This window comes from Mariniluteicoccus endophyticus (assembly GCF_054780035.1).
The window spans coordinates 19,506-33,106 of record NZ_BAAGXC010000004.1; the positions used below are offsets into that span (position 1 = coordinate 19,506).

18 protein-coding genes and 1 riboswitch are annotated in these 13,601 nt (G+C 70.9%); of the genes, 5 read left to right on the forward strand and 13 right to left on the reverse strand.

The genetic code is table 11. The annotated features are described in order from the left end of the window. Positions 1 to 41 precede the first annotated feature (41 nt). Positions 42 to 593, reverse strand: a complete 552-nt coding sequence (locus ACYVGD_RS01680) for an SseB family protein (RefSeq protein ID WP_460741237.1) — start codon at positions 591 to 593, stop codon at positions 42 to 44. Positions 594 to 665: 72 nt separating this feature from the next. On the opposite strand from ACYVGD_RS01680, the gene ACYVGD_RS01685 reads away from it, so the two are divergent. From ACYVGD_RS01685 to ACYVGD_RS01695, 3 genes are read left to right on the forward strand one after another with little or no spacing between them, the layout of a single operon-like run. Then, positions 666 to 1,133: a hypothetical protein gene (locus tag ACYVGD_RS01685; RefSeq protein WP_460741238.1), complete on the forward strand. Its 468-nt coding sequence runs from the start codon at positions 666 to 668 to the stop codon at positions 1,131 to 1,133. A gap of 1 nt (position 1,134) precedes the next feature. After that, positions 1,135 to 1,434: a hypothetical protein gene (locus tag ACYVGD_RS01690; RefSeq protein WP_460741239.1), complete on the forward strand. Its 300-nt coding sequence runs from the start codon at positions 1,135 to 1,137 to the stop codon at positions 1,432 to 1,434. Positions 1,435 to 1,466: 32 nt separating this feature from the next. Further along, positions 1,467 to 1,979 carry a CPBP family intramembrane glutamic endopeptidase gene (locus ACYVGD_RS01695; RefSeq protein ID WP_460741240.1) on the forward strand — a complete coding sequence of 171 codons (513 nt, stop codon included), beginning with the start codon at positions 1,467 to 1,469 and terminating at the stop codon, positions 1,977 to 1,979. Here the strand turns inward: ACYVGD_RS01695 and ACYVGD_RS01700 are convergent. The 7 genes from ACYVGD_RS01700 to mshC form a co-directional block, all read right to left on the reverse strand. Then, complete coding sequence (locus tag ACYVGD_RS01700; RefSeq protein WP_460741241.1) at positions 1,955 to 2,425, reverse strand: PH domain-containing protein; 471 nt, start codon at positions 2,423 to 2,425, stop codon at positions 1,955 to 1,957. The two genes, ACYVGD_RS01695 and ACYVGD_RS01700, sit on opposite strands and share 25 nt — an antisense overlap. After that, positions 2,422 to 3,267, reverse strand: coding sequence for an ATP phosphoribosyltransferase (gene hisG, locus ACYVGD_RS01705; RefSeq protein WP_460741305.1), 846 nt, complete (start codon positions 3,265 to 3,267; stop codon positions 2,422 to 2,424). The genes ACYVGD_RS01700 and hisG overlap by 4 nt, the downstream gene beginning before the upstream one ends. A gap of 75 nt (positions 3,268 to 3,342) precedes the next feature. Continuing rightward, positions 3,343 to 3,606: a phosphoribosyl-ATP diphosphatase gene (locus ACYVGD_RS01710; RefSeq protein ID WP_460741242.1), complete on the reverse strand. Its 264-nt coding sequence runs from the start codon at positions 3,604 to 3,606 to the stop codon at positions 3,343 to 3,345. 22 nt (positions 3,607 to 3,628) lie between these two features. Next, positions 3,629 to 4,636, reverse strand: coding sequence for an ABC transporter substrate-binding protein (locus ACYVGD_RS01715; RefSeq protein ID WP_460741243.1), 1,008 nt, complete (start codon positions 4,634 to 4,636; stop codon positions 3,629 to 3,631). A gap of 75 nt (positions 4,637 to 4,711) precedes the next feature. Beyond that, positions 4,712 to 5,512 carry an ABC transporter permease gene (locus ACYVGD_RS01720; protein ID WP_460741244.1) on the reverse strand — a complete coding sequence of 267 codons (801 nt, stop codon included), beginning with the start codon at positions 5,510 to 5,512 and terminating at the stop codon, positions 4,712 to 4,714. A gap of 94 nt (positions 5,513 to 5,606) precedes the next feature. Then, positions 5,607 to 5,734: riboswitch (FMN riboswitch) on the reverse strand. A 111-nt stretch (positions 5,735 to 5,845) separates the two neighbouring features. Beyond that, a complete protein-coding gene (locus tag ACYVGD_RS01725) occupies positions 5,846 to 7,105 on the reverse strand; it encodes an AI-2E family transporter (protein ID WP_460741245.1) in 1,260 nt (419 codons plus the stop codon). Positions 7,106 to 7,159: 54 nt separating this feature from the next. Then, complete coding sequence (gene mshC, locus ACYVGD_RS01730; RefSeq protein ID WP_460741246.1) at positions 7,160 to 8,398, reverse strand: cysteine--1-D-myo-inosityl 2-amino-2-deoxy-alpha-D-glucopyranoside ligase; 1,239 nt, start codon at positions 8,396 to 8,398, stop codon at positions 7,160 to 7,162. Between the two features lie 60 nt (positions 8,399 to 8,458). On the opposite strand from mshC, the gene ACYVGD_RS01735 reads away from it, so the two are divergent. Then, entirely contained in the window at positions 8,459 to 8,710 is a 252-nt protein-coding gene (locus tag ACYVGD_RS01735; protein WP_460741247.1) for a hypothetical protein, read from the forward strand. Position 8,711: 1 nt separating this feature from the next. Here ACYVGD_RS01735 and ACYVGD_RS01740 read toward each other — a convergent pair whose 3' ends face one another. From ACYVGD_RS01740 to ACYVGD_RS01755, 4 genes are read right to left on the reverse strand one after another with little or no spacing between them, the layout of a single operon-like run. Further along, positions 8,712 to 9,485 carry an SCO1664 family protein gene (locus ACYVGD_RS01740; protein ID WP_460741248.1) on the reverse strand — a complete coding sequence of 258 codons (774 nt, stop codon included), beginning with the start codon at positions 9,483 to 9,485 and terminating at the stop codon, positions 8,712 to 8,714. After that, the gene (locus ACYVGD_RS01745) at positions 9,460 to 10,047 is read right to left on the reverse strand and encodes a DUF3090 family protein (RefSeq protein ID WP_460741249.1); all 588 of its coding nucleotides are present in this window, start codon (positions 10,045 to 10,047) and stop codon (positions 9,460 to 9,462) included. Before ACYVGD_RS01745 ends, ACYVGD_RS01740 begins: the two co-directional genes overlap by 26 nt. Before the next feature lie 9 nt (positions 10,048 to 10,056). Beyond that, on the reverse strand, positions 10,057 to 10,791 hold the full coding sequence (locus tag ACYVGD_RS01750) for a histidine phosphatase family protein (protein ID WP_460741250.1): 735 nt from the start codon (positions 10,789 to 10,791) through the stop codon (positions 10,057 to 10,059). After that, entirely contained in the window at positions 10,788 to 11,330 is a 543-nt protein-coding gene (locus tag ACYVGD_RS01755) for a flavin reductase family protein (RefSeq protein WP_460741251.1), read from the reverse strand. Before ACYVGD_RS01755 ends, ACYVGD_RS01750 begins: the two co-directional genes overlap by 4 nt. 109 nt (positions 11,331 to 11,439) lie before the next feature. Between ACYVGD_RS01755 and ACYVGD_RS01760 the strand changes: the two genes are divergently transcribed. After that, entirely contained in the window at positions 11,440 to 12,276 is an 837-nt protein-coding gene (locus ACYVGD_RS01760) for an undecaprenyl-diphosphate phosphatase (RefSeq protein ID WP_460741252.1), read from the forward strand. A gap of 205 nt (positions 12,277 to 12,481) precedes the next feature. On the opposite strand, the gene ACYVGD_RS01765 is transcribed toward ACYVGD_RS01760, so the two are convergent. After that, a complete protein-coding gene (locus ACYVGD_RS01765; protein ID WP_460741253.1) occupies positions 12,482 to 13,522 on the reverse strand; it encodes an LLM class F420-dependent oxidoreductase in 1,041 nt (346 codons plus the stop codon). Positions 13,523 to 13,601 lie beyond the last annotated feature (79 nt).

The following is a 13,601-nucleotide window of genomic DNA, read 5'->3' on the forward strand; positions in this document are numbered from 1 at the left end:
ATCCTAGACGACCGATGCCGGGTGTGGAAAATCGGGCCCGATCAGGCCTGCTGGCCCGTCACCACCCAGCCGTAGCCGCCGTCGTCGAGCCGGGTGAGGCGACGGCCGAGCGCGAGCTGTTCGAGGACGACGCCCTCGATCTCGAGCGGCTCGGGTCCCTGCAGGTCGACCAGCACCGTTCCGCAGCCCGACGAGGCGGCGGCCTCCGCGACGACGTCGAGCGTCGCCGGCACGGGGCGTGCCTTCGGATCCCACGCCGACAGCGCGTCGGTGCCGGTGAACGCCAGCATCGCCCGCCGTCCGTCGGCAGCCTGCAACATGACGGCGGACATCGCGGCCTGACGCTCCGGGTCGTGCTGCATCGTCTCGTCACCGGAGGCGACCAGCGGCACCAGCAGGCGGGACAGGCACAGCTCGACCACGGCATCCAAGTAGGCCTCCTGCGACTCGACGCTTCGCACCCGCGCCAGAGCCTCGCGTACGCCGGGCGCGGCCGAGCCGTCGTCGTCGGCGAACGCCTCGGAGTAGCCGCCGAGGCTACGCCCCTGGCCGAGACCGAGGTGGGGGTGCGGGTGGTCGTGGTCGTGCGCCATGACGGCCACCCTAGCGACAAACCCGGGGGCTCCCCGATGTGATCCGGCGTACGCCTGTGACACGCTGGAGGCATGCTCCTGCCCATCTGCATCGCCATCAGCACCCTGTCCGTCATCCTCGCCGTCGTCCTGTGGCTGCGGGACCGGCGAGGCGGTGCGGTGCAGGCGATCGGCTTCGCCCTCCTGCCGATCGGCCTGCTCGTCAGCGGGCTCGCCCCGCTCGTCGCGGACGGCGTGAAGGCGCTGCTCGCCTGGGCGCGCAGCGCGACCGTCGACACGATGGTGGGCACGGGGCTGGGCCTCATCGCGCTGAGCGTGGTGCTGTGGTTCGTCGGCGGCTGGATCGGCCGTCGTGGCGCGGCGCGGCGCGCGGTGCAGGGGACGCAGGGCAAGCCGGCGGTCGGCTCCAAGGCGTCGGCACCCACGGCGAGCGCGCGCAAGACCCCCGCACCCAAGGCGGCCGGTGGCAGGAAGAACCAGGCCGCCGACCCGGAGATGGACGAGATCGAGGCCATCCTCCGCAACCGCGGCATCGAGTGACATGAGGCGCCGGCCGCTCCTGTGGTTCTTCCTCCTGGCGTACGCCGGCTCGTGGGTGCTCTGGAGCCCCTGGTGGCTGGCACGCAACGGGATCGGCCTCCTGCCCTGGGAGCTTCCGCGCCCCGCGGTGCTCCTGGTGAACCAGCTGGGTCTGTTCGGCGGTCCGTTCATGGCGGCGCTCGTCGTCTCTCGTGTGCTGGAGGGCCGCGGCGCGCGCGGCGCCTGCTCCGCCGGTGCCTACCGGGCCGGGCCGGGCTCGGGGCGTACGCCGTCGCCACGATCGTCCTGGCGCTCGTACTGACGCTGCCCTACCTGGCGACGCGGGCCGCCCCCGTGCCCGGCAACGGCGGGCCCGCCGCCGTCGCCGTCACAGCCGTGGTGACGTTCTTCGTCTTCTTCGCCGGGGGCCCGCTGCAGGAGGAACCCGGCTGGCGCGGCTTCGCCCAGCCCCGGATGCAGGAGCACCTGCACCCCCTGGCGACGGCCGCGCTCATCGGCGCCCTGTGGACCGGCTGGCACGCGCCCCTGTTCTTCACCCGCGAGTGGGACACGCCCCGCAACGGTCCGACCGATCTCCTCGCCTACCTGGTGTTCGTCGTGGGGCTGGGCGTGGTCCTCGCATGGCTGACCAACGTCTCGCGCGCGGTGTGGCTGGCGATCCTCGGCCACGACGTGGCCAACTGGGCGCTGACCATCGGCCCGCCGCTCCTCGGCAGGACAGCCGACAGCATCTGGCCCGCCGCGCTGGGCGTCGGCGCGCTGGCCCTGATCGTCGTCGCCGCGACGCGCGGTCGCCTCGGTCTCGCCGACGCCCCCACGGCTCAGTCGGCTGTGTGCTCGGCGTGAAGCCGACGAAGCTCCTGCACGGCCTGCACCGCACGCTTGCCGTCGACCGACTGGATGCCGAGCATCATCGTCTTCGGCGCATCGAGCGGGTTCCCGCCGAGCCCGACCCGGCCGACGGCAAACGCCCACGGGTCACCTTGGCGGAAGCGGATCTCGGCGACGTCGTCCCAGGCGAGGCGGCGCACGGCCCACACGTTGCGGATGCGCAGACCTGCGGCATCGGCCGTGACGGTGCACGTGGCGACCGACATCATGATGAAGATCATCACGAGCTCGAAGAAGATCAGTGTGGCGATCTGCAGCCCCGTGAACTGGTCGCGGATCGAGCGCTCCAGGCCGAACCAGCCCCAGACGCTGAGGGCGATCAGCAGGAGCGAGAAGCCGGCCGACCACATGAGGGTCCTGCGCGGGTACCAGGTGCGGGTCTCCCCCGCCGTGGCGCTCACAGCCGGCAGGCGGCGATGTCGGTGACCAGGATCGCGCGCGCCCCCAGCTCCCACAGGTCGTCCATCACCTTCTGGGCGACGGACTTCTTGACCATGGCGCGGACGGCGACCCAACCGGCCTTCGCCAGCGGCGAGACCGTCGGCGACTCGAGTCCGGGGGTGACCGCGGTGGCCTGCTCGACCAGCTCCGAGGGGCAGTCGTAGTCCATCATCACGTAGTTGCGGGCGACCATGACGCCGGAGAGGCGGCGTACGAGCAGGTCGAGGCCGTGGGGGGCGTCCACACCCCTGCGGCCGATGAGGATGGCCTCCGAGTGCAGGATCGGGTCGCCGAACAGCTCAAGGCCCGCCTGGCGCAGCGTACGCCCGGTCTCGACCACGTCGGCGATCACGTCGGCCACACCGAGGCGGATGGCCGACTCGACGGCACCGTCGAGCTTGATGAGGCGTGCCTGGATGCCCTGTTCAGCCAGATGGGTCTCGACCAGGCCCGGGTAGGACGTGGCGATGCGGCGTCCGGCCAGCCCGGGCACCGTGTGGCCCTCACCGGCGAGGGCGGCGAACCGGAAGCGCGTCGCGCCGAAGCCGAGCTGCAGGAGCTCGGCCGCCTCCGCGTGGGAGTCGAGCAGCATGTCCCGGCCCGTGATGCCCAGGTCGAGCGTGCCCTCCCCCACGTACACCGCGATGTCGCGCGGGCGCAGGTAGTAGAACTCGACGCCGTTGGCCTCGTCGGTCAGCACGAGGTCCTTGGAATCCGAGCGCTGGCGGTAGCCGGCCTCGCGCAGCATCTGTGCGGCGGACTCCGACAGGGAGCCCTTGTTGGGCACGGCGATCTTCAGCAGGCGGTCGGTCACGGGTTTCCTCTCGAATGACCAGGCGTAGGGGTGGACCAGGCGTACAGCAAGACGGGCGGAGGGTCAGAGGTGACGGTAGATGTCCTGGGGCTCCAGCCCGAGCGCGACCATCATCACCTGCACGTGGTAGATGAGCTGCGACATCTCCTCCGCAGCGTTCTCCTTGCCCTCGTACTCCGCCGCCATCCAGACCTCCGCGGCCTCCTCCACGATCTTCTTGCCGATGTGGTGGACGCCGGCGTCGAGGCGCTTCACGGTCGACGAGCCCTCGGGGCGCGTGCGGGCGATCTCGGTGAGCTCGGCGTACAGGCCGTCAAACGTCTTCACGGCACCCACCCTAGTGGCGAACTCAGGCGGTCACGACATCGAGCGCGATCGCGGACTCGGCCGGCACCGGCACCTTCGTGAGCTCCTTCTCCGCCAAGAACGCGCTCATCTTCTTCCACTGCTCGGCGTCGACGCTGCCGTCCACCGTGCCACCGGGCGCCCACAGCGGGATCGTGGCGTCGAGAGTGGCGCGTGCGGCGGTGCGCTGCTGCTCCTGGGCGAGTGTCGGCACGTGCTTCTTCGCGTCCTCGATCGCCTTCGCCGGGTCTGCGACCACTGCCTTCATGCCCCCGACCATGGCGTCGGCGACCTTCTTGGCGAGGTCCTTCTTCGTATCGAGGGTCTTGCGCTGGGTCACCAGCACGATCGACACCAGCGGCACCTCGTCGGCGAGCGGGACCTGGCGTACGCCGACCCCGGCCAGCTGGAACTGGACCGCGTCGTTGTTGGAGAAGCCGACCACGGCGTCGACCTTGCCGGTCGTCAGCGCGGCCTGCTGGGTGTACCCGATCTCCTGCACCTTCACCTTCGACTCGTCCAGACCGGCGCCGGCGAGCGCGACCTGCAGGCCGAAGAACGTCTCGCCGTAGCGGCCGGGGATGCCGACCGTGCGGCCGGCGAGGTCGGCGGCGGTACGGATCGGCGAGTCGTCCTTGACGATGACGGTGACCGGGTAGGCGCGATAGTAGGTCGCCAGCGCGACGAGGTCCATGCCCTGCTCGCGGGCCTGCAACATCTCGTCGCCGCCTGCGATCACGAATTCCTCCTGACCGGCTGACAGCGCGGTGAACAGGCCCTCGTTGGCGCCGTGGTGGTGCAGCGTCGCATCGACGCCGGCCTTTGAGAACAGCCCCTGCGCCTCGGCGGTGTAGAACGGCGCGAACTGGATGTTGGGGATGTAGCTCAGGCCGATCGTGGTCCTCCCGCCCGCGGCGCCCGTGGGGGTCGGCGTCTGACCGGCCTGGCAGGCGGCGAGGCCGCCGATCCCTGCGGCCGCGGCGAGTGCGAGGAAGGTGCGTCGGCTGGTCATTTCGGGCCTTTCGGTCGTGGTCCTGCTGGTGGTTCGGATTGCTGGTGGTTCGGGTTGACGGTGGTTCGGGTCGGGTCAGGGGCGCTTGAGCAGCGCCTGGATCGTGCGGGAGCGGCGCTCGACGAGCAGGAGCAGCCAGTAGACGGTGGAGGCGACGGCGCACAGCACGGCGATGGTCGCGAACATGCCTGCGGTGTCGACGGAGTCGCGCTGGAGGGTGAGGATCGAGCCCATGCCCGCACCGCCCATGACCATCTCGCCGACGACGGCGCCGGTGATCGACAGGGTGAACCCGTTGCGCATGCCGGCGAGGACCGCGGGCAGGGCCATCGGCGCCTCGATGTGGCGCAGCAGCGCGAGCGACCCGGCGCCGTCGATCCGGGCCGCCTCGACGACGTCGGCGTCGACGTGGCGCAGGCCGACGACGGCTGAGACGAGGATCGGGAAGAAGACCATCAGGGCGCACAACGCGACGATGGCGGCCAGGCCGTAGCCCACCCACAGCACCAGCAGTGGCGCGAGAGCGATGGCGGGGATGGCCTGGGTGGCGCCGAGGAACGGCTGGACGGCTGAGGCGACCCAGCGGGAGCGGTGGATCACCGCGGCGAGCGGCAGGGCGACGGCGACGCCGACGAGCGAGCCGACGACGGCCTCCGTGACGGTCGCGGTCAGGTAGGGCCACACCTCTCCGCCGAGCAGCAGGTCTCCAAGGCGCGCGACGACGGCGGCGGGCGACGGGAGCATGTACGCCGGGGCGCCCCGCGACAGCAGCCACCACGCGACGACGGCCAGCACTCCGAACAGCATCGGGGCGAGGACGTCGCGGCGGGCGACGTGGGCGCGGTTGGCCGTGTCGTCGCGGTGGGACTGGCTCATGCTCTCCTCCGGCCCGTACGGGTCCCGGGGATCGCGAGGGAGCCGCGCACGCGCAGGCATACGCAGACCTCGGCGCACGCGGACAGCGCATACGCCTGTGTTCCTCCCATCCGGACTTTCACCGTCGGTCGGGGAATTTCACCCCATCAACCGCACGCTGGCTGCGTACGGGTCGCGGACTTTCACCGCCGGTTCGGACTTGCACCGACCCCGGAACACGCACGAGCCCGTCGTTTGGGTGGACTCGTGCCGACGAGCATACCGAACCTCACCCGGCAGCGCCCGCAGGTCCACCACACGGGCGGGGCGATGCCCGGGTCGGCGCCGCCGGACTCAGCCCTGCTCCTGGGCATTCTCCTGATTCGCGTGCTGCTCCCGTTCGGCCTTGGGCATCTCATGGCCCTCGTCGTCGTACTTCTGGGGCTCGACGGCCTGGGCGGTGTTTCGTGCCTCCGACGAGGTCATGTCGGCTGCCACGAGGGCGTTGGCCCAACGGGCGGTCGGGTCGGAGTCGATGAGGATCGCCTTGGCGAGCAGCGTGCAGGGCAGCGCCAGCAGTGCACCGAGCGGACCCAGCACCCAGGCCCACAGGATCAACGACAGGAAGGCGAGCGTGGGGGTCACCCCCACCGCGTCCCCGGTGAACTTCGGCTGGATGACCGACTGCACGACGAAGTTCACCAGGCTGTAGCCGACGATAACCGCCAGCGCCGCCCACGGGCCCTTGTCGAGCAGCGCCATGAGCGTCGGCGGGATCAGGCCCAGCACGAAACCCACGTTGGGGATGTAGTTCGTCAGGAACGACAGGACGCCCCAGGCGAGGGCGAGCGGCACGCCGAGGATCAGCAGCTCGACGACGTTGATGATGGCGACGATGAGGCCGAAGATCGTGGTCACGACCCAGTAGCGGCGTACGCCCTCGGAGAACGAGCGCAGCGCCTCGGCCAGACGGGGGTGGTATTGGGCGGCCTTGTCGAGGCGGGCACCGAAACTGACCGAGTCCATCATCAGGAACAGCAGCACCGTCACGACGACCGCGAGCAGCGACGCGAGACCCGACACGTTCGACAGCACTCCGGACAGCACCGACACGATCGACTGCGGGTCGATGCCCTTGGCCTGCTGGGTGATCTGGTCCTGCGAGATGCCGAAGCGCGACAGGATGTCGAGGGCCTGCTGCCACAGGCCGAGGAACTTCTGGCGGTAGAGCGGCAGCTCGGTGATCAGCATGGTGATCGCCATGCCGATGGCGCCGATGAAGAAGATGAGGAACAGCAGCACCACGAACCCGGCGACGACGGCGGCGAGCCAGCGTGGGAACCGCCACCTCACCAGCAGCGCCTGGAGCGGCGAGACGGCCAGCACCAGGTTGATGGCCAGGAAGACCGGGCCGATGAGGTCCTTGAGACCCTGCATGCCCTGCAGCACGAACCACGAGGCGGCCAGGCCCAGCACGATCAGCAGGACGCGTGGCAGGCCCCAGCGGTTCGTGGTGCCCTCCTGCTGGGGAGTGCGCTCGTCGTAGGCGTCGCGCTGCTCCTCGCTGTGGGACAGGCTCACGGCGGCGTCGTCACGGCTCAGTGCGTGGCTCAAGGAAGTCTCCTCAGTCGATGGGTGCACCAGCGTACGGGATCGCAGCGGGGACGATCAGAGCTCGACGCCCAGCAGCGCGTCGCAGAGTGCGCGGACGACAGCCGGGGCGTCCGCGTCGTCGCCGTCGATGCTGAGGGACGACGAGGCCCAGGCGTCCACCGCAGCCAGCGCCCTCGGGGCGTCCAGGTCGTCGGCCAGCGCGGAGCGGACGTCGGCCAGAACCTCGGTGGCGGGCAGCGAGAAGGGCAGCGACACCGCGTCCCGCCAGGTCTGCAGCCGGGAGCGCGCCTCGGTGAGCAGCTCGTCGGTCCAGGACCAGTCGCTGCGGTAGTGGTTGGCCAGCAGCGCCAGGCGGATGGCCATGGGGTCCTCCCCCTGCGCGCGGAGCTTCGACACGAGCACCAGATTGCCCTTCGACTTCGACATCTTCTCGCCGTCGAGGCCGACCATGCCGGAGTGGACGTACGCCGACGCGAACGGCGAACCCGTCGCCACCTGCGCCTCGGCGGCGCTCATCTCGTGGTGCGGGAAGGCCAGGTCGGAGCCTCCACCCTGGACGTCGAACGTGTCGCCGAGGAAGCGCTCGGCGATGGCGGCGCACTCGATGTGCCAGCCGGGACGGCCACGACCGAACGGGCTCTCCCACGACGGCTCGCCCTCGCGGGCCGACAGCCAGACGAGGCAGTCGAGCGGGTGTCGCTTGCCCTCGCGGTCGGGGTCTCCCCCACGCTCCGCGAACACCTTCAGGGCCTCGTCCTCGTCGAGGTGGGACACCTCCATGAACGACTTGGCGGCGTGCACGTCGAAGTACCAGTCGGGGTGCTCGCCCTCGAGCTGGTAGACGACGCCCTCGGGCATGCGCTGCAGCAGATCGACGACCAGCGGGATCGATTCGACCGCGCCGATGTAGTCGGCCGGCGGGAGGACGCGCAGCGCCGTCATGTCGGTGCGGAACAGCTCGGTCTCGCGCTCGGCGAGCTCGGCCCAGTCGACGCCCGTGGCGTTCGCGCGCTCGAGCAGGGGTTCGTCCACGTCGGTGACGTTCTGGACGTAGTTGACGTTGAGGCCGCGGTCGCGCCACGCGCGGTTGAGCAGGTCGAACGTCACGTAGGTGTTCGCGTGGCCCATGTGGGTCGCGTCGTAGGGGGTGATGCCGCAGACGTACAGGCGGGCGGTGCCGCGCTGCGGTCCCACGGCCCTCAGTCCCTGACTCGCCGTGTCGTACACCCTCAGCTCGACCGGGTCCTCCGCGTGGGGAAGCTCGGGGACCGGGGCCGCTTTCCATGCCTGCATGCGGGCGAGCCTACCGATTCTGCGGGAACCCGGCGTACGCGTGGCCTCGCCGGACCTCGTATGGACCTCGATCGACGGACCCTGCTCGCACTCGCGGCGGTGCCGCTGTGGTCGGCGCGGGCTGTACCCCTGACCATCCGGCGCCCTCAGGAGAGGCGGGTCGGGCGTCAGGTCGAGGAGCTCTCGCGCGGGTACGGGGACGACGGGATCACGCTGGCAGTGGTGGCCACGACCCGTGGCGATCAGCTCGCCGCCCGCGTAGGCCTGTGCGTGACGCCCGACGGCCCCGGCACCGAGCTCTGGGGGCGCTGAGTCAGAAGGGAGGCCAGGGAACCGCCGGCCACCCGTCGTGCGGCTCGGGGAAGGTCCCCGTCTTCAGCATGTCCGCGATGCGTGCGTGGACCGCCGCGATCTCCTCGGCGGTGATCAGCCCCTCGAGCACGTCGTCGGCCGCGTCGTCGGCGGCGTGCAGCAGTTCCATCTCCCCGGCGTCGAGCGCCTCCCCGGCCCAGCCCCACAGGAGCGTACGCAGCTTCGGGTCGACGCTGAGGCTGACACCGTGGTCGCAGCCCCACAGGTGGCCGTCGGCGTCGACCAGCACGTGGCCGCCCTTGCGGTCGGAGTTGTTGATGACTGCGTCGAACAGCGCCATGCGCCGCAGGCGCGGGTCGTCGGCGTGGACGACCGCGACCTCGTTCTCGTCGGCGTCCAGGCCCTCCATGACGGCGAACCACCCGTCGGGGACCTGATCGACGCCCACCAGGTCGACGAGTCGTTCGACGGCCTCGTCGTCGGAGTCGATCCAGCGCTGCAGGGAGCCGCGCCCCCACGGACCCTCCACCAGCAGCGTCTCGGGCACCACCCCGAACCCGGCGGCGTCCGACAACCGGTAGGCCGCCACCTCCCGCTGGGCGAGGTTGCCGTCCGGGTAGTCCCACAGGGGTCGCTCACCGGCGACGGGCTTGTGGACCCAGTGCTGCTCGCCGACGGCGCACAGGAACGTGGCGTTGGACGCGGTCACCAACCGGCCGACGACCTTGAAGGCCACGGGCTCGTCGGCGTCAGAAGAGGGGACGTCGGTAGCCATTGGCGCGCGGGCAGATGTGACCGCCGGGATCGATGGGCTGGAGGCAGAACGGGCACGACGGTCGGCCTGCGGCCACGACCGCCTTGGAACGGGCGACGAAGTCGCGGGCGGCGGCGGGGCGGACGCGGACGGTCAGCACCTCGCCGGCGCGCTCGGCCTCGCTGCGCGCGATGTCCTCGGCGCTGTCGTCGTCACCGACGTCGGGGTCGTCGTCGGTGACCGAGAACATCTCGATCACGACACGTTCGTCGGACGGGTCCCAGGCGATCGTCATCGTGCCGACCCGGAACTCCTCCTCGATCGGGGCGTCCAGCGGGTCGTTGTCGTGGGCGACGTCACGCGGCGGCGGCACGACGACCATGCCGTTGGTGAGCCGGCCGATCTCCCCGAGGATCCGGTCGAGATGGTCGGCGAGCACCTCGACCTGCTGCTTCTCGCAGGCCACGCTCACCAGGCGGTTGCCCTCGCGGGCCTGCAGGAAGAAGGTGCGTTCGCCCGGCTGGCCGACCGTTCCGGCGACGAAACGGTCGGGGGCATTGAAGGTGTGCTCGACGGCGGCCATGGATCAAGCCTAGGCGTCGCGCGCCGGGTCGTCGTCCGAAGGGGCGATCGCCTGGGCCCCCGCACCGCCGCCAAGCACCGCGTCGGACGGCGGCGTGCCGTCGGTGTCGGGCTTTGTCACGACGCCCTCCAGGCCGGTCGACGTCGAGTTCATGGTCACCACGTAGGGCCGCTGCTCGGTGTAGCGGATGACCTGGATGGACGCCGGGTCGACGATGATCCGCTGGAACCCGTCGAGGTGCAGGCCCAGCGCGTCGGCCAGGATCGCTTTGATGACGTCGCCGTGGGAGACCGCGACCCAGGCCGCGTGCTCGCCGTGCTCGGCAGCAATGCGGCGGTCCCACTCGCGCATCGCCGCGACGGCGCGCGCCGACATCTCGGTCATGGCCTCGCCGCCGGGGAACCGGACCGCCGACGGCTGGGCCTGAATGACCTTCCACAGCGGTTCGCCCGCCAGCTCGCCCAACTTCTTGTTCGTCCAGTCCCCGTAGTCGCACTCGGTCAGGCCGGACTCAGTGAAGCGCGGCACGTCGCGGCCCGCCAGGAGCAGGTCGGCGGTCTGCTGGCAGCGCAGCACGGGCGAGGCGACAGCGGCCACCAGCGGTACGCTGGCCAGCCGGGCCCCCGCGTCGAGGGCCTGGTCGCGGCCGGTGGCGTCCAGGTCGACACCCTCGGCACGACCGGCGAGGACGCCGGCGGTGTTGGCGGTCGACCGGCCGTGACGGACGAGGAAGACGGTGGTCATGCCCCGAGCCTAGACAGGTCGACGTAGCGGCCGCGTACGTGGGCCATGGGCGTACCGTCGGCGATCTCCGCGTGCTCGACGCGGGCGGTGACCAGCAGCGCCCAGCCGGCGTACGTCGGTTCCGCGCTCACGCGTACGCCCAGCCAGCCGGCGGCACCGACGAGTCTCGGCCCCCAGGCTGTCGGCTCCCACTCCCCCACCCGGAACGGGCCACCGGGGGCAGGTGCGACCCGGGCGAACGCGTCGGCGACGTCACGGTGGTCGTGGGTGAGCAGGGAGATGCACAGCGTCGTGCCGCCCGCGACCTCGGCGGCCAGCTCGGAGTCCTCGTCGAGCAGGCCGACGACCACCGGTCCACGGCCGTCCGAGCCGTCGTCGCCCTCGGCGACCAGCAGCGACGACACGGTCCAGCCCTCGCGGTTCGCCCCGTCGCCGGTGGCCCACACCGTGACCGGCGCGGGCATCCGGCCCCGCAGACGGCGCAGGGGGTCGCGGTCGTGCTCGGGCGTGGCGAACGGGTGGTCGCTGTGGATCGTCACGCGACGAGCGTACGACCACGGGATGAAATCCCCCTGAGGTGCGGGTGTCTGGTTTCCGGACGGGCGCGTACGCCACCTAGGGTGAACCGCGTCCTACGAAAGGTTGCCCATGAACTGGCTGCACGCGATCCTCCTCGGCATCGTCGAGGGGCTCACCGAGTTCCTGCCCGTCTCCTCCACCGGCCACCTGACCGTGGTGGAGAAGCTGCTCGGCTACCGGATCGACGACCCCGGCATCACCGCGTTCACCGCGGTCATCCAGATGGGCGCGATCATCGCGGCGGTCATCTACTTCTGGTCCGACATCGTCCGACTGGCGACCGCCTTCTTCGCCGGCGTCGCCGACAAGGCGAAGCGCGAGGAGCCCCACTACAGGCTTGGCCTCGGCGTCATCGTCGCCACCATCCCCATCGTGCTCATCGCGCTCGCGCTGAGCGACCTGATCGAGGGCGCCTTCCGCTCCATGTGGGCCGTGGCCGGCGCGCTGATCGTCTGGTCGTTCGTCATGTGGCTCGCCGACCGGGTCGGCAAGCAGGAGCGCGGCGAGGCCACTGTCGGCGTCAAGGACTCAGTGTTGATCGGTCTGGCCCAGTGCATCGCGCTCGTGCCGGGCGTCTCGCGCTCCGGCGCCACGATCTCCGCCGGCCTGCTGCTGGGCCTCGACCGCGTCACCGCCACGCGCATGTCCTTCTTCCTCGGCATCCCCGCGCTTCTCGCCGGCGGGACCTACCAGGCCGTCAAGGCGGCCGGTGACATCTCCGCGACCGTCGGCTGGGGCCCCACCGCCGTCGCCACGGTCGTGTCGTTCGTCGTCGGGTACGCGTCCATCGCGTGGCTGCTGAAGTTCGTCGCCTCGAACAACTTCACCGGTTTCGTGGTCTACCGCGTGCTCCTCGGCCTGGGCATCTTCGGCCTGCTCGCCGGCGGGATCATCACCGCCCACTGAGGCGATTCCCGCCGCTGTCCTGTTCTCCGAGCGAGCGCCAGCCAGACGAGGAGCGCCTCCCCGTCTCAGGCGTGGCCGCCCGCGCTCGGAGAACAGTGGAGGCAGACGCACCCGCCCCCGCAGTGAGCTCAGGCGCAGGCAGCCGGGCTCCTGCCACAGAACCAGAAGGGGCGCCGGACACATGTCCGCGCCCCTTCGTTCGTCGTCAGAGGCTCTCGGCCGCCCGCGCCGCAACGGTCAGAGCGGCCAACTTCTCCTCGGTGGTGCGGCCGACCGGCGACAGCGCGCACGTCGTGACGCCCGCGTCGGCGAGCTCGCGCAGGCGGTCGGCCAGACGGCCCTCGTCGCCGAGCAGCGAGGTCTGGTCGATGAAGTCCACGGGTACCTCGGCCATGGCGTCGCGCTGCTGGCGGGCGAGGTAGAGCTCCTGGATGCGGTCGGCCTCCTTCTCGAACCCCATACGGCGCGCGAGCGCGTTGTAGAAGTTCTTGTCCTTGGAGCCCATGCCGCCGACGTAGAGGGCCGCGTACGGACGCACCGGGTCGGCACAGGCCGCGACGTCGCCGCCCACGACCAGCGGGAAAGTCGGGACGACGTCGAAGCCCTCGAGGCTCTTGCCGACCTTCTGACGGCCAGCCTCGATCGAGGCGAGCTGCTCCGAGGCGTATCCGGCGGCGAAGAACACCGCCAGCCAGCCGTCGCACAGCTCACCGGCGAGCTCGAGGTTCTTGGGGCCCACCGCGGCGAGGTACGTCGGGATGTGCTCGCTCGGCGGGCGGACCATCAGCTTCAACGCCTTGCCCGGGCCGCCCGGGATGGGCAGGTCGTGGTGGCGGCCGTGGTGCTCGACCTTCTCCCCGGCCAGCGCCTTGCCGACGATCTCCAGGTAGTCGCGCGTACGCTCCAGAGGGCGGGCGAACCGTACGCCGTGCCAGCCCTCGGAGACCTGCGGGCCGGACACGCCCAGGCCCATGCGGAACCGTCCCGGGGCGAGCATGTCCATGCTGGCGGCGGTCATCGCCGCCATGGCCGGCGTACGCCCAGGGATCTGCATGATCGCCGAGCCGACGCCGATCCTCTCCGTCTGACCGGCGAGCCAGGCGAGGACCGACACGCAGTCCGAGCCGTACGCCTCCGCGGCCCACACCGAGTCGAACCCGAGCGACTCCGCATGGCGCGTCAGCGCGAGCTGGCCCTGGGGATCGTCCGCACCGACCATGTATCCGAGATTGAGCGCAAGCTTCATGGCGGTCATCCTGCCATCGCGGTTACCCGTGCGTAACCCCTTGTCGGCGAACTCGTCCGTCCGTGAGACCGGTCGACGC

Excerpts from the sequence above, each read along its gene's own strand:
- ACYVGD_RS01680 (WP_460741237.1), bottom strand. The coding sequence starts at position 593 with ATGGCGCACGACCACGACCACCCGCACCCCCACCTCGGTCTCGGCCAG.
- ACYVGD_RS01685 (WP_460741238.1), top strand. The coding sequence starts at position 666 with ATGCTCCTGCCCATCTGCATCGCCATCAGCACCCTGTCCGTCATCCTC.
- ACYVGD_RS01745 (WP_460741249.1), bottom strand. The coding sequence starts at position 10,047 with ATGGCCGCCGTCGAGCACACCTTCAATGCCCCCGACCGTTTCGTCGCC.
- ACYVGD_RS01715 (WP_460741243.1), bottom strand. The coding sequence starts at position 4,636 with ATGACCAGCCGACGCACCTTCCTCGCACTCGCCGCGGCCGCAGGGATC.
- ACYVGD_RS01720 (WP_460741244.1), bottom strand. The coding sequence starts at position 5,512 with ATGAGCCAGTCCCACCGCGACGACACGGCCAACCGCGCCCACGTCGCC.
- ACYVGD_RS01750 (WP_460741250.1), bottom strand. The coding sequence starts at position 10,791 with ATGACCACCGTCTTCCTCGTCCGTCACGGCCGGTCGACCGCCAACACC.
- ACYVGD_RS01735 (WP_460741247.1), top strand. The coding sequence starts at position 8,459 with ATGGACCTCGATCGACGGACCCTGCTCGCACTCGCGGCGGTGCCGCTG.
- ACYVGD_RS01740 (WP_460741248.1), bottom strand. The coding sequence starts at position 9,485 with ATGGCTACCGACGTCCCCTCTTCTGACGCCGACGAGCCCGTGGCCTTC.
- ACYVGD_RS01765 (WP_460741253.1), bottom strand. The coding sequence starts at position 13,522 with ATGAAGCTTGCGCTCAATCTCGGATACATGGTCGGTGCGGACGATCCC.
- ACYVGD_RS01690 (WP_460741239.1), top strand. The coding sequence starts at position 1,135 with ATGAGGCGCCGGCCGCTCCTGTGGTTCTTCCTCCTGGCGTACGCCGGC.
- mshC (WP_460741246.1), bottom strand. The coding sequence starts at position 8,398 with ATGCAGGCATGGAAAGCGGCCCCGGTCCCCGAGCTTCCCCACGCGGAG.
- ACYVGD_RS01760 (WP_460741252.1), top strand. The coding sequence starts at position 11,440 with ATGAACTGGCTGCACGCGATCCTCCTCGGCATCGTCGAGGGGCTCACC.